At 40.6% G+C, this 23,531-nt stretch carries 23 protein-coding genes; 10 read left to right on the top strand and 13 right to left on the bottom strand.

Annotation, left to right across the window (positions count from 1 at the left end):
* Positions 1 to 912: 912 nt before the first annotated feature.
* Both gerQ and NSQ41_RS18775 read right to left on the bottom strand, forming a co-directional pair.
* On the bottom strand, positions 913 to 1,356 hold the full coding sequence (gene gerQ / locus NSQ41_RS18780; protein WP_063389060.1) for a spore coat protein GerQ: 444 nt from the start codon (positions 1,354 to 1,356) through the stop codon (positions 913 to 915).
* Between the two features lie 10 nt (positions 1,357 to 1,366).
* Positions 1,367 to 1,744: a cell wall hydrolase gene (locus NSQ41_RS18775; protein WP_066251518.1), complete on the bottom strand. Its 378-nt coding sequence runs from the start codon at positions 1,742 to 1,744 to the stop codon at positions 1,367 to 1,369.
* 345 nt (positions 1,745 to 2,089) lie between these two features.
* Between NSQ41_RS18775 and NSQ41_RS18770 the strand changes: the two genes are divergently transcribed.
* On the top strand, positions 2,090 to 2,413 hold the full coding sequence (locus NSQ41_RS18770) for an alpha/beta fold hydrolase (protein ID WP_082829609.1): 324 nt from the start codon (positions 2,090 to 2,092) through the stop codon (positions 2,411 to 2,413).
* Positions 2,414 to 2,827: 414 nt separating this feature from the next.
* On the opposite strand, the gene NSQ41_RS18765 is transcribed toward NSQ41_RS18770, so the two are convergent.
* On the bottom strand, positions 2,828 to 3,145 hold the full coding sequence (locus NSQ41_RS18765) for a hypothetical protein (protein WP_066251356.1): 318 nt from the start codon (positions 3,143 to 3,145) through the stop codon (positions 2,828 to 2,830).
* Positions 3,138 to 3,905: a hydrogen peroxide-dependent heme synthase gene (gene hemQ / locus NSQ41_RS18760; RefSeq protein WP_063389059.1), complete on the bottom strand. Its 768-nt coding sequence runs from the start codon at positions 3,903 to 3,905 to the stop codon at positions 3,138 to 3,140. Before hemQ ends, NSQ41_RS18765 begins: the two co-directional genes overlap by 8 nt.
* A gap of 225 nt (positions 3,906 to 4,130) precedes the next feature.
* Between hemQ and pta the strand changes: the two genes are divergently transcribed.
* The gene (pta, locus tag NSQ41_RS18755; RefSeq protein ID WP_339210667.1) at positions 4,131 to 5,105 is read left to right on the top strand and encodes a phosphate acetyltransferase; all 975 of its coding nucleotides are present in this window, start codon (positions 4,131 to 4,133) and stop codon (positions 5,103 to 5,105) included.
* A gap of 76 nt (positions 5,106 to 5,181) precedes the next feature.
* On the opposite strand, the gene NSQ41_RS18750 is transcribed toward pta, so the two are convergent.
* From NSQ41_RS18750 to NSQ41_RS18730, 5 genes are all read right to left on the bottom strand, one after another.
* Positions 5,182 to 5,688 (bottom strand): YwhD family protein, encoded by a 507-nt coding sequence (locus NSQ41_RS18750; RefSeq protein ID WP_063389058.1) that lies wholly within the window; start codon positions 5,686 to 5,688, stop codon positions 5,182 to 5,184.
* 15 nt (positions 5,689 to 5,703) lie between these two features.
* On the bottom strand, positions 5,704 to 6,366 hold the full coding sequence (locus NSQ41_RS18745; protein WP_339210665.1) for a site-2 protease family protein: 663 nt from the start codon (positions 6,364 to 6,366) through the stop codon (positions 5,704 to 5,706).
* Between the two features lie 100 nt (positions 6,367 to 6,466).
* A complete protein-coding gene (locus NSQ41_RS18740) occupies positions 6,467 to 6,985 on the bottom strand; it encodes a YwgA family protein (protein WP_339210662.1) in 519 nt (172 codons plus the stop codon).
* Between the two features lie 17 nt (positions 6,986 to 7,002).
* Positions 7,003 to 8,328 carry an HD domain-containing protein gene (locus NSQ41_RS18735; protein WP_094244733.1) on the bottom strand — a complete coding sequence of 442 codons (1,326 nt, stop codon included), beginning with the start codon at positions 8,326 to 8,328 and terminating at the stop codon, positions 7,003 to 7,005.
* A gap of 166 nt (positions 8,329 to 8,494) precedes the next feature.
* The gene (locus NSQ41_RS18730; protein ID WP_094244732.1) at positions 8,495 to 8,719 is read right to left on the bottom strand and encodes a DUF1450 domain-containing protein; all 225 of its coding nucleotides are present in this window, start codon (positions 8,717 to 8,719) and stop codon (positions 8,495 to 8,497) included.
* A 182-nt stretch (positions 8,720 to 8,901) separates the two neighbouring features.
* Here NSQ41_RS18730 and NSQ41_RS18725 point away from each other — a divergent pair, with 182 nt between their 5' ends.
* A complete protein-coding gene (locus NSQ41_RS18725; protein WP_066251351.1) occupies positions 8,902 to 9,579 on the top strand; it encodes an RsfA family transcriptional regulator in 678 nt (225 codons plus the stop codon).
* 230 nt (positions 9,580 to 9,809) lie between these two features.
* On the opposite strand, the gene NSQ41_RS18720 is transcribed toward NSQ41_RS18725, so the two are convergent.
* The 3 genes from NSQ41_RS18720 to NSQ41_RS18710 all read right to left on the bottom strand — a co-directional run bounded on the left by NSQ41_RS18720 (position 9,810) and on the right by NSQ41_RS18710 (position 13,623).
* A complete protein-coding gene (locus NSQ41_RS18720) occupies positions 9,810 to 10,424 on the bottom strand; it encodes a PH domain-containing protein (protein WP_063389052.1) in 615 nt (204 codons plus the stop codon).
* Between the two features lie 19 nt (positions 10,425 to 10,443).
* Positions 10,444 to 11,277, bottom strand: a complete 834-nt coding sequence (locus tag NSQ41_RS18715) for a lipoate--protein ligase family protein (RefSeq protein ID WP_094244729.1) — start codon at positions 11,275 to 11,277, stop codon at positions 10,444 to 10,446.
* A 285-nt stretch (positions 11,278 to 11,562) separates the two neighbouring features.
* On the bottom strand, positions 11,563 to 13,623 hold the full coding sequence (locus tag NSQ41_RS18710) for a PBP1A family penicillin-binding protein (protein WP_339198032.1): 2,061 nt from the start codon (positions 13,621 to 13,623) through the stop codon (positions 11,563 to 11,565).
* A 197-nt stretch (positions 13,624 to 13,820) separates the two neighbouring features.
* On the opposite strand from NSQ41_RS18710, the gene speE reads away from it, so the two are divergent.
* The 4 genes from speE to argS all read left to right on the top strand — a co-directional run bounded on the left by speE (position 13,821) and on the right by argS (position 17,894).
* Positions 13,821 to 14,651 (top strand): polyamine aminopropyltransferase, encoded by an 831-nt coding sequence (gene speE, locus NSQ41_RS18705; protein ID WP_082829608.1) that lies wholly within the window; start codon positions 13,821 to 13,823, stop codon positions 14,649 to 14,651.
* 93 nt (positions 14,652 to 14,744) lie between these two features.
* Positions 14,745 to 15,626 (top strand): agmatinase, encoded by an 882-nt coding sequence (gene speB, locus NSQ41_RS18700; protein WP_063389049.1) that lies wholly within the window; start codon positions 14,745 to 14,747, stop codon positions 15,624 to 15,626.
* Positions 15,627 to 15,791: 165 nt separating this feature from the next.
* Positions 15,792 to 16,217 (top strand): DUF1934 domain-containing protein, encoded by a 426-nt coding sequence (locus NSQ41_RS18695; protein ID WP_063389048.1) that lies wholly within the window; start codon positions 15,792 to 15,794, stop codon positions 16,215 to 16,217.
* Positions 16,218 to 17,894 carry an arginine--tRNA ligase gene (argS, locus tag NSQ41_RS18690; RefSeq protein WP_066251345.1) on the top strand — a complete coding sequence of 559 codons (1,677 nt, stop codon included), beginning with the start codon at positions 16,218 to 16,220 and terminating at the stop codon, positions 17,892 to 17,894.
* 518 nt (positions 17,895 to 18,412) lie between these two features.
* Here the strand turns inward: argS and NSQ41_RS18685 are convergent.
* Positions 18,413 to 18,937: an RNA polymerase sigma factor gene (locus tag NSQ41_RS18685; RefSeq protein ID WP_327873552.1), complete on the bottom strand. Its 525-nt coding sequence runs from the start codon at positions 18,935 to 18,937 to the stop codon at positions 18,413 to 18,415.
* A 178-nt stretch (positions 18,938 to 19,115) separates the two neighbouring features.
* On the opposite strand from NSQ41_RS18685, the gene NSQ41_RS18680 reads away from it, so the two are divergent.
* From NSQ41_RS18680 to rpoE, 3 genes are all read left to right on the top strand, one after another.
* Positions 19,116 to 20,285, top strand: a complete 1,170-nt coding sequence (locus tag NSQ41_RS18680; protein ID WP_021292746.1) for an ISL3 family transposase — start codon at positions 19,116 to 19,118, stop codon at positions 20,283 to 20,285.
* A gap of 205 nt (positions 20,286 to 20,490) precedes the next feature.
* Positions 20,491 to 22,608, top strand: a complete 2,118-nt coding sequence (locus NSQ41_RS18675) for a heterodisulfide reductase-related iron-sulfur binding cluster (RefSeq protein WP_339210660.1) — start codon at positions 20,491 to 20,493, stop codon at positions 22,606 to 22,608.
* 260 nt (positions 22,609 to 22,868) lie between these two features.
* On the top strand, positions 22,869 to 23,402 hold the full coding sequence (gene rpoE / locus NSQ41_RS18670; RefSeq protein ID WP_339210658.1) for a DNA-directed RNA polymerase subunit delta: 534 nt from the start codon (positions 22,869 to 22,871) through the stop codon (positions 23,400 to 23,402).
* Positions 23,403 to 23,531 lie beyond the last annotated feature (129 nt).

Genomic DNA, 23,531 nt, shown 5'->3' with positions numbered 1-23,531 from the left:
AAGAGCAAGGGTGTCCGTGGTGACGCGGAATCTGAAGGAAGCTGGAGGCAAAACACCGGTCCGAGGAACACGAACCTCATATAAGGCTAGGTATGATTGAGTGAGTTTGCAAAACAAAACAAAGCTCTTTCTGTCGAAGGTCATATCGAGTAAATGAGGCGGATAGATGGTGTGAAAGTGCATGTACTTACCCGGGGAGGTCTGGTGGATATGTGAAGTACGCTTCATAACCTACTTAGTGATAAGTAGCTGAACCGTCAGAAGTCAGCAGAGGTCATAGTATTAGTTGGTCTAGAACAACTAAGAAGGACCGAACAATTAAGAGAGAATAGCCCTTGGCATTCAGTGAGTCATGATGAACACAGAAAACGTAGTACCTCACTTGAGGGAGGAAGCGGTGAATCCCGTGGGAGATCTCTTGGAGGGTGGAGTGACCACTGGCATAAAGAGAACAGCTATTCACGGAAGTTATAAAGACTTGCGTCAATTATCTTAATTGAACCGCCGTATACGGAACCGTACGTACGGTGGTGTGAGAGGACGGGGGTTAATCTCCCCCTCCTACTCGATTGCTATGGATGCGGAAAATGCCCTAGATGAAATGGGGGAGGTAATCGGAAATTTTTTCTGAATCTCGATTATACGTTTTAAGTCGAAGGGAAAAAAAGCTTTATTGGCCGTTTTTGAAATTTAAGTGCTTTTATTTATATAAGTAAGATCGAAATGAAAATAAAAGCTCATAGAAAAGCTGAATAACCTTGCTTCATTAAAGAAGCAAGGCTGCTTAGACTTCTGTCCTGCTTAGACTTCTGTCTATTTGACAAGGAAGCTAGACAAGGGCAGGGCGCTGTTCAAGAAATTATAAAGCGTCTTGCAGCATTCCTACCGGCCTCTCTCTGTCTAGCGTTTTTCTTATCTTGGTGGATAAGAAGCGAGACTTTGAGGGGATGTATATACGATTTCCTCATCGAAAGTGACGTAATTCAAAAAAACCATCAGCAATAAATATCGCCTTCCTGTTTGCGGGTCGCTTAAAATGAGATGATCTCTTCCGGCAGCTTCAATGACGCCGCGAAATACTTTCGCCGGCCATTCAGGATTGTTTTCAAAGGTCATGTATACGGTGGCCAATTTCCCTTTATTTAAGCGCAAAATGTTTTCGACATAGGATTCTTCAAGCGGAAGCATTCCGGGTACAGCTTGACCGCTGGTGCCGCTTGGTTGAGCTGAGGGAGGGGCGCCGATAACAGACCCGCTGGGCGCGTAAAATCCGTACGGATAGGTTGGCTGTACAGGAGTAACTGCAGGAACTGGATACCCCTGCTGCTGCCGTTGGTTCTGTTTTTTGTTGCTCATGTTCAACCTCCTAAAATCTGTATACGCTTGGGCAAGCAGATTGTGCAGGAAAATAAAAACAATGGGATTTATATCGACCTGAGTTATATTGGTTATACCATGTAGCAGGGCAATCGCCATATGGCTTAAAAAACCACAAAGCGGTTTCTGCAGGATTGTAGCGGTTTCCTCTCAAAACTTTTCTTGCTAAGTCTATTTCATTTTGCCTTGCAGCCTGATAAAAATATCCTTTCTGCGTGGCTTCAAAGCCTCCAGGACTTTGGAACACCATACTGCGAACGGTGCGTATATCCCTAAAGTCTAAACAATCTGCAAGGACACGGTTGACACCGACATTGCCTACTAGAAGCATGCCTAAATCTCCGTCTCCTTCTGCTTCAGCTCTCATCAATCTGGCCAATAGCTTTACATCTTCTTCAGTATGTGGGAATTACAGCCATTTTTTCACCTGCCTTTTTTTAAAAGACATTGCCTAAATAGTAATCTTTCATTCCAATGTATGACGACGAAGTCTTTTTTATGACATTCGGAAAAATTCCCATTCCGACATCATTTGTTCTGTAAAAGAAAAAAAGAAGCTTATAAAGTATGAGGGGCTGTCTAATAATAAGTCGATTTTCCGGCTTATAGACGTCTCTTTAATGTTTTAGAAACGCTGATATATCAATGCTTATGATATTTTATTTTCAGTGGATTTTAACTTTCTGGACAGCCCCATATTTTGAGAAGTGGCATGAATGGCAGCATATGTATTCATCCATGGCGCTTGGCATGGTGCATGGTGTTGGGAAAAGTCACCCCATTGCTTGAAAAAGCCGGACACACCGTTTATGCGATTGATTTACCCGGTCACGGTTCAGATCAGACACCAATTTCACAAGTTTCGCTAAAGAGCTATACTGACAAAGCATGTTCCATTTTAGATGATGCTGAAGAATCGGTTTACCTTGTCGGGCATAGTATGGGAGGTATCGTTGTCTCGCAGAGCGCAGAATACAGATTTGAAAAAGTTAAGGCACTCATATATGTAAGCGCTTTTTTGCAGGAGAAGCTATGACAGATATAATTCCTGCTATATAGAAGCTCAAGTCTCATCTAATATGATTTTATTTGAAGAAAAAGTGTTGCTGCGTTGAGAGAGGAAAGCTTACCAGGATGTTTTTTATGAGGGCTGTGACGACGCTGATGCGGACACAGCGAAATCACTTCTAAATCCTTAAGCACTAAATGTTCTTTCAACGAAATTAAGCCTTACAGAGGAAAATTCGGCAGTGTTCCAAAATACTATATTGAATGTCTGCACGTCAACGCCATTACCATCCAGTGTCAATGGGCAATGTATTCAGCTAATCCATGTGAGCATGTGTAACTTTGGATACAGACCATTCGCCATTTTACTCAAGACCAAATGAGTTAGCAGCGATATTGCGATAATTCATGAGAACCATTAAATAAAATAGGACTAGAAAATTCATTTGCCGCAAGAGAAAAACTCAATTTCATAGAGTATCTCTAGGCGCAGCTCCGGGTATGAAGCTTGCCTTTCAAATTCGGCTGCGCCTGCGCATGACAAGCTGTCTCGCCCATTCTTTCCATTGAAATTTTTCTTCAAATCTCCCGTACTTTTATTTTTTGCATGTGAAGAAAGAGATAAATCGTGATTTATTACACTTCCTGTATAGTATGACATTTTTTCTTGCACATTAAGCATGCAGCTAGATTGCTTGCTTACTATTGGTAGGTCTTCAGCAGAAAAAACCAGTACTGAAAGCAGTACTGGTTTATACATGTAAAAATGCTGCAATTTTTTCAGGATGTAAAATGTTTCCGACAAAGAAAGAGCCAAATTCGCCGTATCTGGCGCTTACTTCATCAAAACGCATTTCATATACGAGCTTTTTAAACTGCAAAACATCATCAGAGAAGAGCGTGACGCCCCATTCCCAGTCATCAAATCCGACAGAACCGGTAATAATTTGTTTTACTTTATCTCCGTACTTGCGGCCAATAAGTCCGTGGCTTCTCATGAGGCTCCGGCGCTCTTCCATCGGCAGCATATACCAATTGTCATTGCCTTGACGGCGTTTATCCATCGGATAGAAGCAAACATATTTTGATTTCGGCAAAATAGGATATAGTCTAGATCGGATATATGGATTTTGATACGGATCTTCATCATTTCCGCCGCCTACGTAGCTGCTCAATTCCACAACGGAAACATATGAATAGGCAGGGCTTGTATATTCAGCCAGTTTTGTTTTATTAAATTCCGTTTCAATTTCATTCAATTCTTCCATCGTTGGCCGGAGAATCATGATCATCAAATCTGCTTTTTGTCCAACGATCGTATATAAAGCGTGGCTGCCTTGTTGGTCTTTTTCCACTGCACTCCATTTTTCTAACAAATTCAGAAATTCATGAATAGCTTCCTGGCGTTCATCGCTAGATAAAGTTTTCCAAGCGCTCCAATCGATCGAGCGGAAATCGTGCAAACAATACCAACCATCGAGCGTTTCAACGGCTTCATTTGAACGAACTTCTTCACTCATTTTCGTCACCTCTCATATTGGCTATGTACAAGTTTACTATACCACAGTTTAGGGGAGAATATCCGGGTAAAACAGTATGACAATTATGTGACAGAAAAAAGTGCTGTTGAAAGCGCTATGATGAAATTTTTCATTTTAAATTTAAGAGCAGGTGGGGTATGCTAAAAGTGAATGGAACAATTCATGTTAAAAGAATGTTTTAAGATTAAGGAGGCTGACTTTGTTTTGGCAGACATTTTTGCAGCATTGAAAAATAAAATATCGGGAAAAAATATTAAAATTGTTTTTCCTGAAGGATTGGATGAGCGAATTTTAACAGCAGTTTCCCGATTAACAGAGGAAAATTTGTTACAGCCCATTTTAATTGGGGATGAAACAGAAATTGAAGAAAAAGCAAAGAGTTTAAATATTTCTGTTGCAGGTGCAAAAATATATAATCCTGCCAATTACAGTGGAATAGAAGAGCTTGTTCAAAGCTTTGTTGAACGCCGTAATGGAAAGGTGACAGAAGAAGAAACACGGAAGCTTCTTTTGGATGAAAATTATTTTGGCACGATGCTTGTTTATAAAGGGGAAGCGGACGGGCTTGTGAGCGGTGCGGCACATTCAACCGCAGATACAGTGCGGCCGGCTCTTCAAATCATTAAAACGAAACAAAACGTGAAAAAAACATCAGGCGTATTCGTCATGGTTCGTGGTGAGGAAAAATATATATTTGCTGATTGCGCGATCAACATCGCTCCAACCAGTCAGGAGTTAGCAGAGATCGCTATTGAAAGCGCGAAAACGGCAAAAATGTTTGATATCGACCCTCGCGTTGCTATGCTCAGCTTCTCGACAAAAGGTTCAGCAACATCCCAGGAAACAGAAAAAGTGGCAAAAGCAGTTGAATTGGCAAAAGAAATGGCTCCGGACTTAATATTGGACGGAGAGTTTCAATTTGATGCAGCTTTCGTGCCGTCTGTTGCGGAAAAGAAAGCGCCGGGATCTGTAATTAAAGGCGATGCCAATGTATTTATATTCCCGAGCCTTGAAGCTGGAAACATCGGCTATAAAATTGCACAGAGACTTGGAAACTTTGAAGCGATCGGACCGATTCTCCAAGGATTGAATGCTCCAGTGAACGATCTATCTCGCGGCTGCAACGTTGAAGATGTATATAAATTAGCGATAATCACAGCCCTTCAGGCGCTTGCATAAACAAAAAGCAGGGAATTTTCCATCAAAAATTCCCTGCTTTTCACATTTTTTGCTGAATCAACAACACCTTCCGCTTCTAAACAGAAAGGCTTTGCTTTAATTCATCGCTTGAGCGCTCCCACATGCCTTCATCATGGTTTCGAAGAAAATCGGAAAGAACTTTTTTCGAGCTTTCATCCATGTGGTCGACAATGATGTTCCGTTTTAGCGATTTATCCATGCGGTTTACGTGTTCAGGCAATGATTTATAACCTCGTCTTGCCTCGCGATCAACAGTCATATAACAGGCAGCAACCCCGGCATAATATGGCCCATCTTCTTTTCTGTCAATTGTTACCCATACAAGCCAATACGGTTTTCCGTTCGGAACGTCTTCTTTCACATGAGTAAATTTAATGCCGCGTTCTACCTGGCTTCTTGCATGCATTGCGCCGATATCTACAAATGCCGTTTTTTCCTCGATGTCAATGAAGACAGGGGAAACATTTTCCAGGCTAAGGGTGCCTGCTCCAAAGCCGCGATGGCCGTCAGTTGGATCGTTTTTAATAATTTGGAACTCAACCTTTTTCTTTTTTTCTGTCATGTAAACATCCCTCCTTTAAAAGAACGGTTGTAAAACGAAATGAAAAAGAGTGATAACGGCTCGGCTTCCCCAATTAAATATCGGATGAATAATATATTGATCCAAAGGGGTGATAACAATAATTAAAAAAATAAGCACTCCGTAATTTTCATATTGAGTAAGCTTGGCGCGGATGTCCGGCGGGGCTAAATCTTCAATGATGCGATAACCGTCAAGCGGCGGAAACGGCAATAAATTAAAGATAAACAACATAATATTTAATGATATAAGAATATTAAAAAATTGTTCAACCATTCTGGTTCCATCATAAGATAAATTGGCAAATAATCCAAACGAAAAGAAAAAGTTCAGCAGCAAAAAAGCGAGAAAGGCAATGAAGAAATTGCTCAATGGACCAGCAACAGATACTAATACCCCGGATAAGCGGGGATTTTTAAAATAGAAACGATTCACCGGAACGGGTTTTGCCCAACCAAACCCTGCCAAAAATATTAAAAGAGTACCGATCGGATCTAAATGGGAGATCGGATTAAGGGTCAGCCTCCCTTGATTTTTCGCTGTCGGATCTCCGAACTTATAGGCAACAAATGCATGTGAAAATTCATGGATAGTGAAGCCGACGATCAAAGCAATAATGACAAACGGTATAACTTCCAAATCGTAATATAAAAACGGCAAAAATGCGCCCTCCTATTCTAACAATTTCCTTTGCTTACAGTATACTATAAAAAGGTTGAAATACATAAAAAGGATTTTCTTCATTTTTTTAGGGGAAAATTCAGCTGATTTTTGCACTGAATTTGCGATCTTGCAATCGTTGAATAAATTGATAAGCTTCCTCCACTTCCTCATCCGTATAACGCTGCTTTTTTTTGAGCGTGAATACTTTTTCCTTCACTTCTTCCTTGTCCAAATGATCAAAATATAAAATGGTTGATACAAGTTCTAAAAAACGTGCTGATTGGGCGTTTAATTCATTTATGCAATTCTGCAATTCGGGCATGTCCAAATCGTAATGGCTTAAAAATTCCTGTCCCGACTTTGTAAGGGAATATTTGTATTGATAATAGCCGCCTTTTTTTTCTTTTACTTCATTGATAAAGCCCATGTTGCAAAGCTCTTCAATGCGAAGCGTCAGCTCTTCTGAATACGGCCCGTAAAAATGGAATTCGTATTTTTCATAAAAGGGATAATTAAGTTTTTTTGCTATAAATATAATTTTTTGCAGTTTTTTTCGTCCGATGATCTCTTTCGAAGCGGACAGCACTTTCATTAATTTTGCGTGTTCGGTTAACACACCCTTCATCTCCTCACCTACAGAATAAATCCATCTTTGTCAGTTAGCTGCAAAATTTCTAAAATTTGTTTTTTCAAGTTTCGTTTCTCCGAGAAATCTTTTAAAAAATCAAGAGGAAAATATAATTTATGATCCGTTCTCCGCTTTCCGGTAATGGCGTCCACAATTTCCGACTCTCTTGAAAGCTCCCGTATTTCCCCGTTTGGCATGAGCAAATGGATCGGCAGCCGTTCTTCTTCCTCGCCCGGTCGGTAAAAATCGTACGGAAGATCTGAAGACGAGTCGACAACAAGATAATATTCCGGATCAATGCCTGCTTTTTTGAACAAATTCGTTAGTTCAATCAGCTTCATCAATTGTTCATTGGACGGTTGAAACTCCACATATTTAAACAGGCGCCTGTTTATAAATCTGTTGCACAGATCGCTTAAAATCGGATCCTTTTCCTTTTGCCATTCTTGGAAATAATAAAGGATGATGGATTCGTCTAATTTTAAATAATCTTCGACTGTAACATCTCCTTTGAAAATCGAATAAAAATGGACTGGATCTGCTTGGAATGAATAATTATTTTCATACAGAGCTTTTGCTCGATGGAGAATTTTGGACAAAATGACTTCAGCGCTTCTCGTTACTGGATGAAAATATACTTGCCAGTACATTTGATATCGGCTCATAATATAATCTTCGACAGCATGCATGCCGCTGTATTTAATGACGACTTGATCCTCTCTCGGCCTCATCACGCGCAAAATGCGTTCCATGTCAAAATGGCCGTACTGAACGCCTGTGTAAAAAGCATCTCGTTGCAAATAATCCATTCGGTCGGCGTCAATTTGGCTGGAAATTAAGCTGATAACCTGCTTATTTTTGTATGTTTTCGCAATGACCTCTGCCACTTTTTTCGGGAATTCCGCCCCTGCCTTTGAGAGAACGCGGTTTATTTCTGTATTTCCTAAAATAATGGCTTGGGTAAAATCTTCGTGATCCAGATGGAAGACCTTTTCAAACGAATGAGAAAAGGGACCGTGTCCGACATCGTGCAAAAGGGCAGCGCATAAACTTAGCAGCCTCTCATCTTCGTTCCATTCCGGTCTCCCGCGAAATACGTCATCAACAATTCGGCGGACGATCTCATAAACGCCTAATGAGTGGTTGAATCGGCTATGCTCCGCACCGTGAAAAGTTAAAAAAGTTGTCCCGAGCTGGCGGATGCGGCGCAGCCGTTGAAATTCTTTTGTCCCGATCAAATCCCAAATGATTTTATCGCGAACGTGGATGTAACGGTGAACCGGGTCTTTAAAAACTTTTTCTTCTGGCAGCTTTTCACTTGCATAGGTCATTTTCTTCCCTCTTCCGTTTTGACATGATTATATTATAACTTGTTTAAATTCAGGTGAACACCTCGTTTTTCAAAGTGCGGCTCTAAACAGACACAAAGGAATGTCGTTCAACAACCTTAAATAAAAAACCGCCTCAGGAAGCATTCATTCCTTAAAAGGCGGTTTCTTATTTTTTAAGCTTTGCTTTCACTTTTTCTATTAACTCTTCTTCCGTTAACGCAGCGACCGGACGGTTGTTCACAAATACAAACGTTTTCTTTCTTCCGGGCCCGCAGTACGATTGGCAGCCGATTTCAATTTTGCAATCGGGATCCAAATTCTTTAATTTCGGAATAAGCGATTTTAAATTTGGCGCTTTACAATCGTCGCATACACGGAACTCATTTGCCATCCTTTTGAACAATCCTTTCTTTATGAATAAGCACTATCGGGTAGTATACCTTGTCTTTTTTTTGAAATCAAGTACAGCGCTTTTCTGTAAAAATCTACTATCCTTGTATATATTTTCAATCTTTTGGGAAAAATGATGCTAGAACAAATAGTATTATTCAAGAATAAGGGAGTTGAGAGTGAATGAAAACAAGACAGGATGCTTGGACAGAAGAAAACGATCTGCTATTAGCAGAAACCGTTTTGCGGCATGTCCGTGAAGGAAGCACGCAATTAAACGCTTTTGAAGAAGTTGGTGATAAGCTGAACCGCACGTCGGCCGCCTGTGGCTTCCGCTGGAACGCCGTTGTGCGCCATAAGTATGAAAAAGCTTTGCAGCTTGCAAAAAAACAGAGAAAGCAGAAAATGAGAGCGCTTGGGAAAGGCCAGACTGCAAAGAAGCGATTGCTTTATACGCCGCCTGAAGCGTCGCCTGGTGATTTTACTGAAGTAAATGCGGTGCAAAATTCAAAGAATTATAATCATCCAGAGCTTGCAGCCAATTCAAAAGTAGAGCTGACAATGGATAGCGTAATTGAATTTTTAAGAACTTACCAAGGGAACAGCGAACATATCGAGGCTTTGCAGCAAGAAAACGAGCGTTTGAAAAAAGAAAATGAAGAACTGATTAAGAAAAACGAAGAGTTGGAGAAGAAGGTTGCCAAGCTTGAGGAAGAATCGAAAACAGTTCAAGAAGACTATGAAACACTTATGAAGATTATGAACCGCGCTCGAAAGCTAGTTCTCTTTGAGGAAGAAGAACGTCCGACAACAACGTTTAAAATGGATCGAAACGGCAATCTAGAAAAAATGGCGGAATAGCGGAAAACGCTCCGCCTGCGTTTTTTAAAGGACAAAGGGCGGCAGCCTGATCTTATTCAATATTGGAATAATAGCCATACAAAAAATAAAATGGGATTGCGGCATTATCCGCAACATACTAAAAAGTAGCAAGCATTCGCCAGCTACTTTCAATCAAACATACAAAATCAAGTAGAGAAACGGTTTGTTTTTCTCTGCTTGATTTATTTTTTAGGCACTTATTTAGTGTTTTATTGCTGGATAAAAAGGTCAAACACAAACCCGTAATCTTTTAAATTGTATTGCTTTTTCGCATTCATTAGCCAATTGAACGCAATATCGTTAATTTCTTTAAATTGCTCGGAAATATTGCTTTCATTTATGCGGTTGTTGGTGAATACAGAGGCGGCCATTTGCAGGCTTTGTTTTGCATACTCCATATAATTGTCATGATCGTTTGAAATTTCTTCTATTTTAATCAACGCTTTATACAAATCTTTTAGCTCTTCTAAATGTTTTTTATGAACATCAATGGAAAAAGGCGTGTTTCCAATTTGGAATTTGATTTCTACATCTAAATCAATAGTCCCTGCCGTTTCAAGCACAACGTTTGAAACGCGGTGGGCATAGTAGTCATACCGCTTTAAAGTGCGTTTTTTGCTGACAGCGCTTGTGCCGTCAACGTGGATTAACGCTTTGTTTGTGAAACAATACTCGTCGGTTTTCGACTTAATGAGGAAGTAGATTTTTTCCCCATCCTCATGCATGACATAATCATCCGCGTCCACTTTATCATAATCCTCCGGCTTGATCACCGTGCCGATATCACTTAATCCTAAAACATCAGAAGCTACTTTTTTAAACATAACTTTCTCCCTTCCCGATTTACATATTAGGCAAAAATTTTTCATTCCGCTCTATCATTCTTATGAAGTTTGCTTCATACAATTCCAGTTCAAAGTCGGTTAAATTGGAGGAATAAATGCGGCCGCTCAAATGTTGTAAAGCTGCAAAAAGGTCGTGCACCACATCCTGGACGGTTAACTTCACCTTTAATAATTCATGTAAAGACGCCATCGTGCTCGGATTTACGTTTGGGTACTTGAAATGTTCGGCTTCTCCTTTTGCTGCCTTGTCATAAAACTGTTTAATCACGTTTGCGCGCGCTGCTCCGCTTCCTGTGATGCATAAATAAATTTGAACCGCTACGCCTCTCTTAAGACGGCGCTGAGAAATGCCGGCAAATTTTTTGCCGTGAATGCTGAGGTCGTAGCTCCCGGGACAATATGAACCGACAATTTCTCCTGCTTCGACTTCTGCACCATACGGTTTCAAGATGAAACAGATTAAATCCTTCATTGCATCATAACCACGGTTAATGTCAATTCCTTTTTCCTTTTCCGGTAAAATGATCGATACGTTTAAAATCCCTTCATCCAAAACAACAGCCAACCCGCCGGAATTTCGAACGATGACTTTATATCCTTGTTTTTTTAAAAAATCTACTCCATCTTTTAAAAACGGGGCTCTTGTATCTTGAATGCCGAGAACAATCGTATCATGATGCACCCAAGTGCGGACTGTCGCGGGGGACATGCCGCTCCCGACTGTCGTGCACAACGTATCATCGTAAGCGAATGATTGCTTGGCATCAAAAAAGAGTCCTAAGCTTGAATGATCGATGATTCTCCATTCCGGCTGTTTTAATAATTCGTTCATTGCTGTGATAATCCTTTCAGTCGTGTGTTTTTAAGCATGAAAAGGATAGTAGAAATCGGCTATTTCGTTTATTTTTCCTCAGATTCTTCGCTGAAGCTTTCGAAAAATATAAGAGCTGTAACATACATGTAATCGGTCGATTTCTACAAAGACTGGTCTCTTGTTATGACATCTGAAATATATATCGTCCTTTTTTATAGTATATCATAGGAGCTGCATCTTCTTTGAAAAATAAATAAGGGCTTGCGTCAAGACTATGCGCAAACCCTTATTTTGCCTATATGTCTAAAACCACGGCATAAGCCTTCTCCATAATGGTTCATCCTTTTTTTTCCGCCCGCTGTTTTTCGGCTCTTCCATATTGTCGAGGTGCTCCATGCAATATTTTGTTGGTTCCGTGCCTTTCACATAATACGCAAGGCGGGAGACGGGACATTCTTTCGTCGCTAAAAGCCCGTTTTCCGGATTGACATAAACACCGACAACTCCTTCAGGCGGCTTAAATTGTTTTACAGGTTCATGTTTCAACGCTTCTTCCATAAAGCCGGCCCAAATTTTTTTCGAATAGGCTCGTTCCTCGACCATGTCAATCGTCTTTCCTTTGTCATAACCTGTCCATACACCTGCTACGAGCTGCGGGGCAAATCCGATCATCCAGCTGTCAGTCTTTGTCGTCCCGGATTTCCCAGCAAAAGGCCTTGATAGTTGATCGATAATGTTTTCCCCTGTAACAGTTGTATAACTGTTTAGCTTTCGATCAAACATGCCGGTCATTAAATGTGCGGTGATAAAGGCTGTTTGTTCATTTAGAATTTGCTCCTTTTCAACATTTGCCTCATATAAGACTTTTCCATTTTTATCAATGATTTTACGGACAAATATCGGTTTTATTTTTTGACCGCCGTTCGCTAAAATGCCGTAAGCGTTCATGAGATCGAGCGGCCTTACGGGAGAAGTTCCTAAAGCTAGCGACGGAACCATTTTAAAATTTTCTCCGATTCCAAAAAGCTTTCCCATTTTTATTAATTGATCCATACCGATAAACATATGGGTTTTAACAGCATAAATATTGTCGGACAAAGCAAGGGCTTCTATTAATGTAATTTCATCATTTGCGTAGTAGCCATTGTAGTTGCCCGGGGAATACGTGTTTGTTCCATTTTGAAAATGGAACGTTGTCGGCTCGCTTTTCAGCGTTGTGGACGGCGTAAATCCATTTTCCAAGGCTGCATAATATAGAAACGGCTTAATCGTTGAACCAGGCTGACGTTTTGCCTGAGTCATGCGGTTAAAAGGGCTCTCTTTATAATTCCGTCCGCCGATTAGAGCTTTTACCTCGCCTGTTTTCGGATCGATTGCCGAGAAGGCAACTTGGATATCCGAGTCTTTCCTCATGACTTTTTCTACGGTCGATTCAGCAATTTTTTGCAGATTTGGATCAAGAGTAGTAAAAATTTTCAGACCGGCTGTTTCAATTAATTGGTGGTCCTGCAATATTTCTTTTACTTCTTTCATAACCTCATCTTGAAAATAGGGGGCAAACTTTTCTGTTTTGGTGTTTTCGTTCGTTTTGAACGTTAATTTTTCCTTTGCAGCCAGTTCACTTTCTTTTTTTGTAATTAACCCTTGTTTGACCATTGTCTGCAAAATCATCTCTTGTCTTTTTTTTGATAAATCATAGTTCACCATCGGTGAATAGGAGTACGGTCCTTTCGGAATGCCGGCAAGTAGAGCGGCTTCGGCGAGCGTCAAGTCCTTTGCCTTTTTGCCGAAGTAATAACGGGAGGCCGCCTCGACCCCGTAGGCTCCGTGTCCATAATATATTGTATTTAAATAGCCTTCTAAAATTTTTTCTTTCGAGTAGTTCATCTCGAGCCGAATGGTATAAAAAGCTTCTGTCATTTTCCGAGCCCACGTTTTTTCAAATCCAAGATATAAATTTCTTGCGTATTGCTGGGTGATTGTGCTGGCTCCCTGCACCTTTGCCATCGCTTTGAGATCGGCAACGGCAGCACCTGCTATTCGTTTAAAATCAAAACCGTGATGATCATAAAAATTTTTGTCCTCAATAGCGATTGTCGCATTGATTAAATAGGGTGAAATTTCATCAAGTTCCACCCAAAAACGGCGGCCGCCGTGATGCTCCTCACCGATTTTCGTTCCGTTGCTTGCGTACAATACAGTTGATTGCGGCACAACAATGGAAGGAGCGCCTTGTACTTTAGCCGCAATCAAAACAACCGCAATACAAATAGCTGCCGCAGCAAAAACAAAAAAATGAATAAAAAATAATGCCCGGATTGTTTTGATGGTAAGACGAATGCCTTTTGGCGTCATCGCTTCCATTTCCATCACCTCTTAAGCCCGTTCGTTTTGTTATTCAGTATGAGGTGATTCGCAAGTTTTTAAACTTCCACCTATGAAAAATGAAATTTATTCTTTGCAATTTTGATAGATTCCACTATACTTTTTTTGAGGTTTACGTGTTGTCTGTTCAAATTAGGGAAAGATATTGGAAAAACATATGAAAGGAAGATTAAATCTTGGGAGGACTTTGGTATACAGAAAAACAGACAGAACATTTCGGGATTACGATGAAAATTAAACGCACTTTACATACAGAACAGACCGAATTCCAAAAATTGGAGGTAGTGGAGACAGAAGAATTCGGCAACATGCTTTTCTTGGATGGAATGGTAATGACATCGCAAAAAGACGAATTTGTCTACCATGAAATGATGGCCCATGTACCGTTGTTTACTCATCCGAAGCCAGAATATGTGCTAGTTGTCGGAGGAGGAGACGGAGGCGTTATCCGTGAAGTGCTGAAGCATCCAAGTGTAAAAAAAGTAACACTTGCAGAAATTGACGGCAAAGTGATCGAGTATTCAAAAAAATACTTGCCGGAAATTGCCGGAAAACTAGATGATCCACGCGTTGAAGTGAAAGTTGGCGACGGCTTTATGCACATTGCACAAAGCGAAAATCAATATGACTGCATTATGGTGGATTCAACCGAGCCTGTCGGTCCTGCGGTCAACCTCTTTACAAAAGGGTTTTATGCAGGAATATCCAAAGCTTTGAAGGAGGACGGCGTTTTTGTCGCGCAAACGGATAATCCTTGGTTTAAGGCAGATTTGATAAAAAATGTCTATCATGATGTGAAAGAGATTTTCCCGATTACAAGGCTATATACTGCAAACATCCCGACATATCCTAGCGGGCTGTGGACATTCACGATCGGATCGAAGAAATATGATCCAATTGAGGTAAGTGACGATCGTTTCTTTGACTTGGATTCTAAATATTATACGAAAGAAATTCATAAAGCTGCATTCGCTTTACCGAAGTTTGTTTCCGAAATAATTAAATAGCCTTTAGGAAAACTGAACAAAAAGCGAATAGCATGATACAGTTTAAGCAAGAGGGATCAGCCTCTTGCTTTTTCAGACAGGAGGGTGATGTCCATGCGATTTGATGAAGCTTATTCAGGAAATGTTTTTATTAGAAGCCATCCAAGCTTTGAGGAAAGTGAAGCAGTCATTTATGGAATGCCGATGGATTGGACAGTCAGCTACCGGCCAGGCTCCCGTTTCGGTCCGGCCCGCATTCGGGAGGTTTCCATCGGGTTGGAAGAATACAGTCCTTATTTAGATCGTGAGCTTGGGGATGTAAAATATTTTGATGCAGGCGATATTCCTCTTCCGTTTGGAAATGCAAAGCGGAGCATTGAGTTGATTGAAGAGTTTGTGGACAAAATTTTAAAAGCGGATAAATTTCCTCTCGGAATTGGAGGAGAGCACCTTGTAACATGGCCTGTCATTAAAGCGATGCATAAAAAATATCCAAATTTAGCGGTCATTCATATCGATGCGCATACAGATTTGCGCGAGCATTATGAAGGCGAGCCTCTGTCTCATGCCACTCCGATCCGGAAAGCAAGCGATTTGATTGGCCCGGAAAATATTTTTTCATTCGGCATCCGATCTGGGATGAAGGAGGAGTTTGAATGGGCGAAAGAGGCTGGACTTTACATTGCCAAATTTGAAGTGCTCGAGCCGCTCAAAAAGATTCTTCCGAAACTTTCACAAAGACCTGTATATGTTACGATTGACATCGATGTGCTGGATCCTGCTCACGCGCCGGGAACCGGAACAGTCGATGCTGGCGGCATTACATCAAAAGAGCTGCTTGCTTCTATACATGAAATTGCCCGTTCTGATGTGAAAGTTGTCGGCGCTGATTTAGTTGAAGTCGCACCTGTATATGACCATTCAGAACAAACAGCGAATACAGCGAGCAAATTGATTCGCGAAATGTTATTAGGCTGGGTGGCAAAAAGAAAGTAAAGTCATTTTTCTGCCATAGTGCTTCTGCTATGGCTTTTTTATTATTCAAAAGCTGAACAGCTTGGATCGAGCGTCAAGCGGCAGGCAGGCCAATATAAAGCTTTTAACAGCAAATGATTTCCACTAAAATATAGAATAAATCCCTAAAAAGGATGATATAAAGACATGCGCGTACCTGTTCAAATTTATGTTCAAAACAAGATTTTTCAAAATCAAACAGAAGAAGAGCGGATTGAATTTTATACAACCGGGGAATTTTTCAAAAAGCAGCACACTTTTTATTTGGTTTATGATGAGATTCAAGATGATGAAACCGTTAAGACGTTAATCAAAATCAGCGAAAAGGAAACGACTCTCATACGTTCCGGAGGCATTCGCTTAAGACAGCGCTTCAAGCAGGGACAAAAAACGTATGCCAATTATGAAACACCGTACGGGACGCTGAAGCTCGCAGCAGAGACAAAATCGCTTATCTGGCATACAGATGAAGAAAAACATGGTACACTTAGCATAGAATATTTGCTCGAAATAAATGGAGATACCCCTCGTTTACACAGTTTAAGCATTCAATTTAAGAAGGAGGAGCATTGAATGAACATTGTAGATGAAGTAAAGGAGCAGCTGAAACAAGAAATAAAAAATGCTGTATTGAAAGCAAACATCGCAGAAGAGGAGCAAATTCCGGAAGTTATTTTAGAGGTGCCGAAAGAAAAAGCACACGGCGATTACTCAACAAACATGGCCATGCAGCTTGCTCGCATAGCTAAAAAAGCGCCTCGGGCGATTGCAGAGGAAATTGTTCAACATTTTGATCGAGCGAAAGCATCCATTGAAAAAATTGATATTGCTGGTCCGGGCTTTATTAATTTTTTCATGAATAATGAATATTTAACTAAGTTGATTCCAGCCATTATTCAAGCGGGTGACAAATACGGCGAATCAAATGTTGGGGAAGGTAAAAAAATCCAAGTGGAGTTCGTTTCTGCAAACCCGACGGGAGATCTTCACTTGGGGCATGCGCGCGGAGCAGCATTCGGCGACTCTCTTTGCAACATTTTAGAAAAAGCGGGGTATGATGTAACCCGGGAATATTATATTAATGATGCTGGAAATCAGATTCACAATTTAGCTCTGTCCGTAGAGGCAAGATATTTAGAAGCGCTTGGAAAAGAAGCGGAAATGCCTGAAGACGGATACTATGGACAAGATATTATTGAAATCGGAAAAAAAATTGCTGATGAATATGGCGACAGTCTGCTTGAAAAAAGCGAAGAAGAACGGCTGCAATTTTTCCGTGACCTCGGTCTGAAATATGAGCTTGAGAAAATTAGAAAAGACCTCGAAGAATTTCGCGTTTCCTTCGATGTTTGGTATTCTGAGACATCCCTATACAAAAGCGGCAAAATTGATGAGGCGCTCGACATGCTTCGGAAAAACGGCCACATTTATGAACAAGACGGGGCAACATGGTTCCGCTCTACTGCATTTGGCGATGATAAAGATAGAGTGTTGATTAAGAAGGATGGGTCTTATACGTATTTAACACCAGATATTGCTTATCATAAAGATAAATTGGATCGCGGCTTTGATAAGCTGATAAACATTTGGGGCGCGGATCATCATGGCTATATACCGAGAATGAAAGCAGCCATTCAGGCGCTGGGGTATGATCAAAATATTCTTGAAGTGGAAATTATGCAAATGGTCAGCCTCTTTAAAAACGGCGAAAAAGTGAAAATGTCAAAACGTACTGGCAAGGCTGTCACGATGAGAGAATTGATCGAAGAAGTCGGCTTGGATGCCGTTCGTTACTTTTTTGCTATGAGAAGCGGCGACTCGCATATGGATTTTGACTTGGATTTGGCTGTATCGGAATCAAATGAAAATCCTGTCTATTACGCACAATACGCTCATGCGCGTGTATGCAGCATTCTCCGCCAAGGAAACGAGCAAGGCCTGTCTTACAACGCAAACGAAAGCGATCTTTTGAATGAAATTCAATCTGAGAAAGAAATAGAGCTGTTAAAAAAGCTTGGTGAATTCCCTGGCGTTGTCGCTGAAGCCGCAGAGAAAAGAATTCCGCATCGGATTACGAATTACATTTTTGAGCTGGCATCTGTGCTACACAGCTTCTACAATGCAGAAAAGGTGCTTGATGCAAGCAATGAAATGAAATCTAAGGCGCGGCTTGCTCTTATGAAAGCAACGCAAATCACGCTGAAAAATGCCCTTACCTTAATTGGCGTTTCCGCTCCTGAAAAAATGTAACGAATTTAGATGTGGGAAATGATTCGAGTAAAAGGGAAATAGGAATGCTTTCCGATTTCAACCTAATCGCACCTCATTTTCTAGGATGTTAAAACGAAGAGAGCAGAAAAAGCCTTTTTTCAACAAGTTATTGTGTGAAAAAGGGCTTTTTGCTTTTTTGTTTGCATATATTTGAAGGAGACATGCTATTTATTTTCCGACAGCTGTGCTGTTTGTTGAGTTATAACCCCTTTTGTATTTTGTTTATGATAGGGAAGAGCTTATTCATTTTTTGCTATATTAAACAGGATCCATCATACTGCTTTTTGAAATGAGGCTGAACCAGCTGAGGCTATGGAAAAGCAGACAATGAAAAAAGCGAAAAACAAAAAACGCGATCCAAAAGTAAATTGCAGGCTCTATTGCTAGGTCAAGAGAGTTTTCCACAGCGATGTGAACGCTGTTTGAGTTGTTCAGCAAACGCCCGGCAGTCGTTGCAGAGATTATTGGTCGCTTAGTTATATTGAAAACTAACATCCTCATAAATCATTTTGAAAAACCCCGTTCTTTTGCAGAAATGTCATTAACTGTTTTCGGCCGCGGAAAATTTTTGTTTTCACCGTATTTTTAGGCAAATTCATCTGCTGGGCAATTTCTGTATAGGATAATCCCTGCTGCCGCAATAGAATAATCTTTTTTGTATTAGGATCCATTTCGTTTAATGCATTTTGCACGTATTCAATCATTTGTTTTAATAAGGCCTCGGATTCGGGATTCCATTCTGAGCAGTTGTGCAAAATTGCTTCTTGCTGCAGATGGTTTAGCAAATGATTGTTTCGTTGAATTTTTCGAAGATGGTCGGTGGCTGTATTTTTTGAGACAGTCGTAATCCAAGCGCTGATATTGGTAGGCATATCATTCGTTTGAAAATATATATATATTTTAATACAAACTTCTTGGACGATATCATCAACAAGAGATTCGTTTTTCACAGTCCTTTTGACAGTTTTTTTTATTTGATGATGGTGTTGTTTAATGAGCCCGACAATGTCAGTCGTATCCATTTTTCCGGCACTCCTCTAGCAAAATTAACAAATAAATTTTGGAATTTGTTCAATATTTTGGCTCTTCACCACAAAATGTACTTGACAATCAGGTTGTTTTCTGATCAAGGGTACAAAAAATGCGAAATTTCCTGTATGGTAAAGGTGACCAAACCATCAACCATGGAGGAAATTTCGCATGCAATCTCAGTTTATCAAAGATTTGATCACTTTACCAGGCTTTCTTATTCATGGAGAACGAAAAGAGGGAGAACGATGGATTTTTGAACTTTCCCTCCCTCCTCATTGTCCGATCTGCCCGACTTGCTTCGGACGGACAACCAAAATATCATCGAAACGAAAACAATGGATTCATGGCTATACCAATACGGTCGGTTTATTTTGGATTGAACTTCCCATAGAAAGACGGCGTTGCCAAGCCTGTTTTCTGACGTTCACCGTTTCTTATCCGGGACTTCCGTCTCACAGTATCGCGACGGAATCGTTTCAACATTGGGTCGCCCAGTTATGCATCGGAAAAACGATTCAAGAAGTCGCTCGCTTGTTACAACTCGCCTATACGACAGTAGAACGCTGGTTTTATCAATATGCCCCGGCTCTTTTACCAACATCGAATCCTACAGTAGTATGTGTGGATGAATTCGCTTTCCGAAAGGGACATGATTACGGAGTAGCGGTGATGGACACACAGACTCGGAATGTCCTTTCCATTGCTTCTGGAAAAAATGAAGAAGCCATTGTGGAGGCGCTTCAACCCGTCGCCTCCAAAGTGAAGTATGTTGTCAGCGACTTGGCTCCTGCCATGAGAAAAGCCATTGAAAAGGTATGTCCAAAAGCCATCCATGTTCTTGACCACTTCCATGTGATTCAGTTATTCACCGATGCACTGGAACGTTGTCGCAAATACCTTGCCAAAGGCGGAACCAAACATGGAAGCGTTCGCCGCGTGTGCCGATTGTTAAGCCAACGTCCAGAAAAATTAACAGAAGAAGAGAGACAGGAAGTTCGACAATGGTGCCAAGAAAGTGCTTATTTACGTGATGTCTATCAAGCACTTCAACATTTCCGTTACGTATCCAAAAGCCAAACAAGAAAGCAAGCCGAAACTCGTTTGACCCAATGGTTTGACCGGTACCTTTTTAGCGACTGTGCCGCCGTACGCAGTATTGCCAAGGCACTCATCACCCGAAGAGACGCAGTGCTTTCTTGCATCGTTTTTTCTTACTCAAATGGTCCAATGGAAGGAATCAACAACAAAATAAAATTGATCAAAAGGCGAGGATATGGGTATCGAAATATCCAGCGTTTTACTTTGCGTGTCCGTCTAGAGACCTCTATCACATTTTAACGTAAAAATCAAGTACATCTTTTGGTGATGAACCAATATTTTAGAAATAAATAACTGTCATTATATACGAAACAAAGGAAAAATGGTTCCGATTTTCAACGATTTGGCGAATTGACTGAACGTTCATTCATTATATAATATAATTAAGAAACGTCCGAAATTTCAGTCAAATACAACAGGGGGATTTTATGAATGGGGGAGAATAATGAATACACTATTATGGATTAATTTTTTTGCGTTTTTGCTTGTAACCGTTTACGCGGTGTGTTTGTTTATTTATTTAATTCAAACTAGAATTGCTTATATCAAACTTGGAAAAAAAGAAGAATTCGACGGGAAGGTAAAAGAACGTTTCGAACGGATTTGGGTCAATGTGTTCGGACAGAAAAAACTATTAAAAGACAAGAAAATGGGCTGGGTTCATGTTATTTTTTTCTACGGCTTTATTCTTGTCCAATTCGGTGCGATTGATTTCATTTTAAAAGGGCTGATTCCGGGGAGCCATTTGCCTTTCGGACCGTTATACCCGATTTTCACCTTTTTCCAAGAAATTGTTACCCTCCTTATTTTAGTAGCGGTAGTTGCTGCTTTTTACCGGCGATACATTGAAAAGCTTGTCCGTTTAAAACGAGGGTTTAAATCCGGACTTGTCCTTATTTTTATCAGCGGATTAATGCTGTCTGTACTGCTTGGAAACGGTATGTACATGATTTGGAGGGGATATGAACGAAGCTTTAGTGAACCTGTTGCCTCATCGGCTGCTTTCCTGCTGGGCTTTGTCGGTGAAACAGGCGCCGCTGTTATTTTTTACGTTTTTTGGTGGGTGCACCTGCTCATTTTGCTCACATTTTTAGTGTATGTCCCTCAGTCTAAACATGCCCATTTAATTGCAGGACCTGCCAATGTTTTTTTAAGTCGTTTGTCAAATCCAGGGAAGTTGGAGAAAATTGATTTTGAAGACGAAACTCAAACATCATATGGAGTCGGAAAAATTGAAGATTTCCGGCAAACGCAGCTTCTCGATTTGTACGCCTGTGTTGAATGCGGACGGTGTACAAATATGTGTCCGGCGACTGGTACTGGAAAAATGCTTTCGCCGATGGATTTAATCATAAAGCTTCGGGATCATTTAACAAATAAAGGGGCTGCCATCACTTCCAAGTCCCCTTGGGTGCCTGCCTTTGCATTTCAAAATACGATGGGAAATCAGTTGGCTCTTCAGTCGCTGCAAAAGGGAACAGGTGAAGCGGCGGCGGCTCTCGACTACAATCCAAGCCTCATCGGGGAGGTCATTTCAGAGGAAGAAATATGGGCATGTACGACGTGCCGGAATTGTGAAGACCAATGTCCAGTAATGAACGAACATGTCGATAAAATCATTGACCTGCGCCGCTACCTTGTATTAACAGAAGGAAAAATGAATCCGGATGCGCAGCGGGCGATGCAAAACATTGAACGGCAAGGAAATCCGTGGGGCCTAAACCGCAAAGATAAGGAAAATTGGCGCAAATCACGAGAAGATGTCTACGTGCCAACGGTGAAGGAATTGAAAAAGCAAGGCGAGGAGTTTGAATATTTATTCTGGGTCGGTTCCATGGGATCATTTGATAATCGCAGCCAAAAAATCGCTTTATCGTTTGCTAAACTTTTGAACGAAGCAGGTGTGAAATTTGCTATATTAGGAAATAAAGAGAAAAATTCAGGTGACACACCGAGGCGCCTCGGCAATGAGTTTTTATTTCAAGAGCTTGCTGCAAGCAACATAGCCGAATTTGAAAAATATAATGTGAAGAAAATTGTTACAATCGACCCGCATGCTTACAACATATTTAAAAATGAATATCCGGATTTCGGTTTTGAAGCCGAAGTGTACCATCATACAGAACTTTTAGCAAAACTGTTGAAAGAAAAGAAGCTCGTTCCGAAATATGAAGTGAATGAAACGATTACTTTCCACGATTCTTGTTATCTTGGAAGATACAACGAAATTTATGATCCGCCCCGTGAAATTTTGGCATCCATTCCAGGTGTAAAAGTTGTTGAAATGGAACGGAATCGGGAAACGGGCATGTGCTGTGGAGCCGGCGGCGGCCTTATGTGGATGGAGGAAGACACGGGAGTGCGCATCAATGTTGCACGCACCGAACAAGCATTAGCTGTCAATCCAAGCGTGATCAGCTCCGGATGTCCATATTGTCTAACAATGCTGACAGATGGAACGAAAGCAAAAGAGGTTGAAAATAAAGTGAAAACGTACGATGTAGCGGAGCTGCTGGAAAAAGCTGTTTTTGGCGAATCGAAGGAGCAAGAACTCATTTCATAAAGATATGTTAGATAGAAAGCAATTTTAAAAAATAGAAAGATAGACAATGGAATTTGATGAAAAAATTTAAAATCAAGACACAATACGGTAGCATAAAGTTGTAAAATTTGTTTATAATGAATGGTATGCAAACGTATCATATGGTACATCACTGAAAGGGCGGCATTTCATCATTCGGAATTATATCTGCTTTATTCTATTTTCGTTGCCCTTTTCATTTAATAAAGATAGATGAAAGACGAGAAAGGGAGTGCCTGACCTTGAGCTTAACGCAATACTCGCAGGAGCAGCTGAAAGAAATGTCGATGGTGGATATTGCTTACCTTATTCTTTCCGAAAAAAGGCAAGCTATACCGTTTGAAGAATTAATGAAAGAAGTTAGCAGTTTATTAGGGCTTTCGGAAGAAGAAGCGACCGAACGCATTGCACAGTTTTATACGGATTTAAATATAGATGGAAAATTTATTTGCATTGGGGAAAATAGCTGGGGCATTAAGAGCTGGTATCCGCTCGATCAAATTGAAGAAGAAACCCAGCCGACGGTTAAAACGAAGAAGAAAAAAGCGAAGATTGCATACGATGAAGAAGATCTTGAAGATTATGAAGACTTGGTTGAAGACGATCTTGACTATGACGATCTTGACGATTATGTAGATGAAGAAGACGATGATTTTGAGGACGAAGAAGATGATGAAAGCTTTGATGATGAACTAATTGACGATGATTACGATGTAGAAGATGACGAGTTGGATGCTGATTTCGATCTCGATGAGGAAGAATTGGACGAACAATAATGTCCTAAATTTAAGGGTTGACTTTCATAGTTTTCCTCGCTAATATTTTAATTGGGCTTTAAAAGTACGGAAAACAAATTACAATATGAAAGCTCCCTTTCCGAAAAGGAAGGGAGCTTTCATATTTTT

Source organism: Aeribacillus sp. FSL K6-8210 (assembly GCF_037963925.1).
GTDB classification, from domain to species: domain Bacteria; phylum Bacillota; class Bacilli; order Bacillales; family Aeribacillaceae; genus Aeribacillus; species Aeribacillus composti.
Note: the sequence above shows the minus strand (reverse complement) of the source record. Positions and strands in the feature narration are given on the sequence as shown.

Bases quoted from the DNA above. Each gene is read 5' to 3' on its own strand.
- hemQ (WP_063389059.1), bottom strand. From the start codon at position 3,905: ATGAGTGAAGAAGTTCGTTCAAATGAAGCCGTTGAAACGCTCGATGGT.
- NSQ41_RS18680 (WP_021292746.1), top strand. From the start codon at position 19,116: ATGCAATCTCAGTTTATCAAAGATTTGATCACTTTACCAGGCTTTCTT.
- NSQ41_RS18775 (WP_066251518.1), bottom strand. From the start codon at position 1,744: ATGAGAGCTGAAGCAGAAGGAGACGGAGATTTAGGCATGCTTCTAGTA.
- NSQ41_RS18750 (WP_063389058.1), bottom strand. From the start codon at position 5,688: ATGACAGAAAAAAAGAAAAAGGTTGAGTTCCAAATTATTAAAAACGAT.
- speB (WP_063389049.1), top strand. From the start codon at position 14,745: ATGCGATTTGATGAAGCTTATTCAGGAAATGTTTTTATTAGAAGCCAT.
- NSQ41_RS18675 (WP_339210660.1), top strand. From the start codon at position 20,491: ATGAATACACTATTATGGATTAATTTTTTTGCGTTTTTGCTTGTAACC.
- NSQ41_RS18730 (WP_094244732.1), bottom strand. From the start codon at position 8,719: ATGGCAAATGAGTTCCGTGTATGCGACGATTGTAAAGCGCCAAATTTA.
- NSQ41_RS18735 (WP_094244733.1), bottom strand. From the start codon at position 8,328: ATGACCTATGCAAGTGAAAAGCTGCCAGAAGAAAAAGTTTTTAAAGAC.
- argS (WP_066251345.1), top strand. From the start codon at position 16,218: ATGAACATTGTAGATGAAGTAAAGGAGCAGCTGAAACAAGAAATAAAA.
- gerQ (WP_063389060.1), bottom strand. From the start codon at position 1,356: ATGAGCAACAAAAAACAGAACCAACGGCAGCAGCAGGGGTATCCAGTT.
- NSQ41_RS18695 (WP_063389048.1), top strand. From the start codon at position 15,792: ATGCGCGTACCTGTTCAAATTTATGTTCAAAACAAGATTTTTCAAAAT.
- NSQ41_RS18720 (WP_063389052.1), bottom strand. From the start codon at position 10,424: ATGTTTAAAAAAGTAGCTTCTGATGTTTTAGGATTAAGTGATATCGGC.
- NSQ41_RS18770 (WP_082829609.1), top strand. From the start codon at position 2,090: ATGAATGGCAGCATATGTATTCATCCATGGCGCTTGGCATGGTGCATG.
- NSQ41_RS18725 (WP_066251351.1), top strand. From the start codon at position 8,902: ATGAAAACAAGACAGGATGCTTGGACAGAAGAAAACGATCTGCTATTA.
- NSQ41_RS18715 (WP_094244729.1), bottom strand. From the start codon at position 11,277: ATGAACGAATTATTAAAACAGCCGGAATGGAGAATCATCGATCATTCA.
- NSQ41_RS18765 (WP_066251356.1), bottom strand. From the start codon at position 3,145: ATGTATAAACCAGTACTGCTTTCAGTACTGGTTTTTTCTGCTGAAGAC.
- NSQ41_RS18685 (WP_327873552.1), bottom strand. From the start codon at position 18,937: ATGGATACGACTGACATTGTCGGGCTCATTAAACAACACCATCATCAA.
- NSQ41_RS18710 (WP_339198032.1), bottom strand. From the start codon at position 13,623: ATGGAAGCGATGACGCCAAAAGGCATTCGTCTTACCATCAAAACAATC.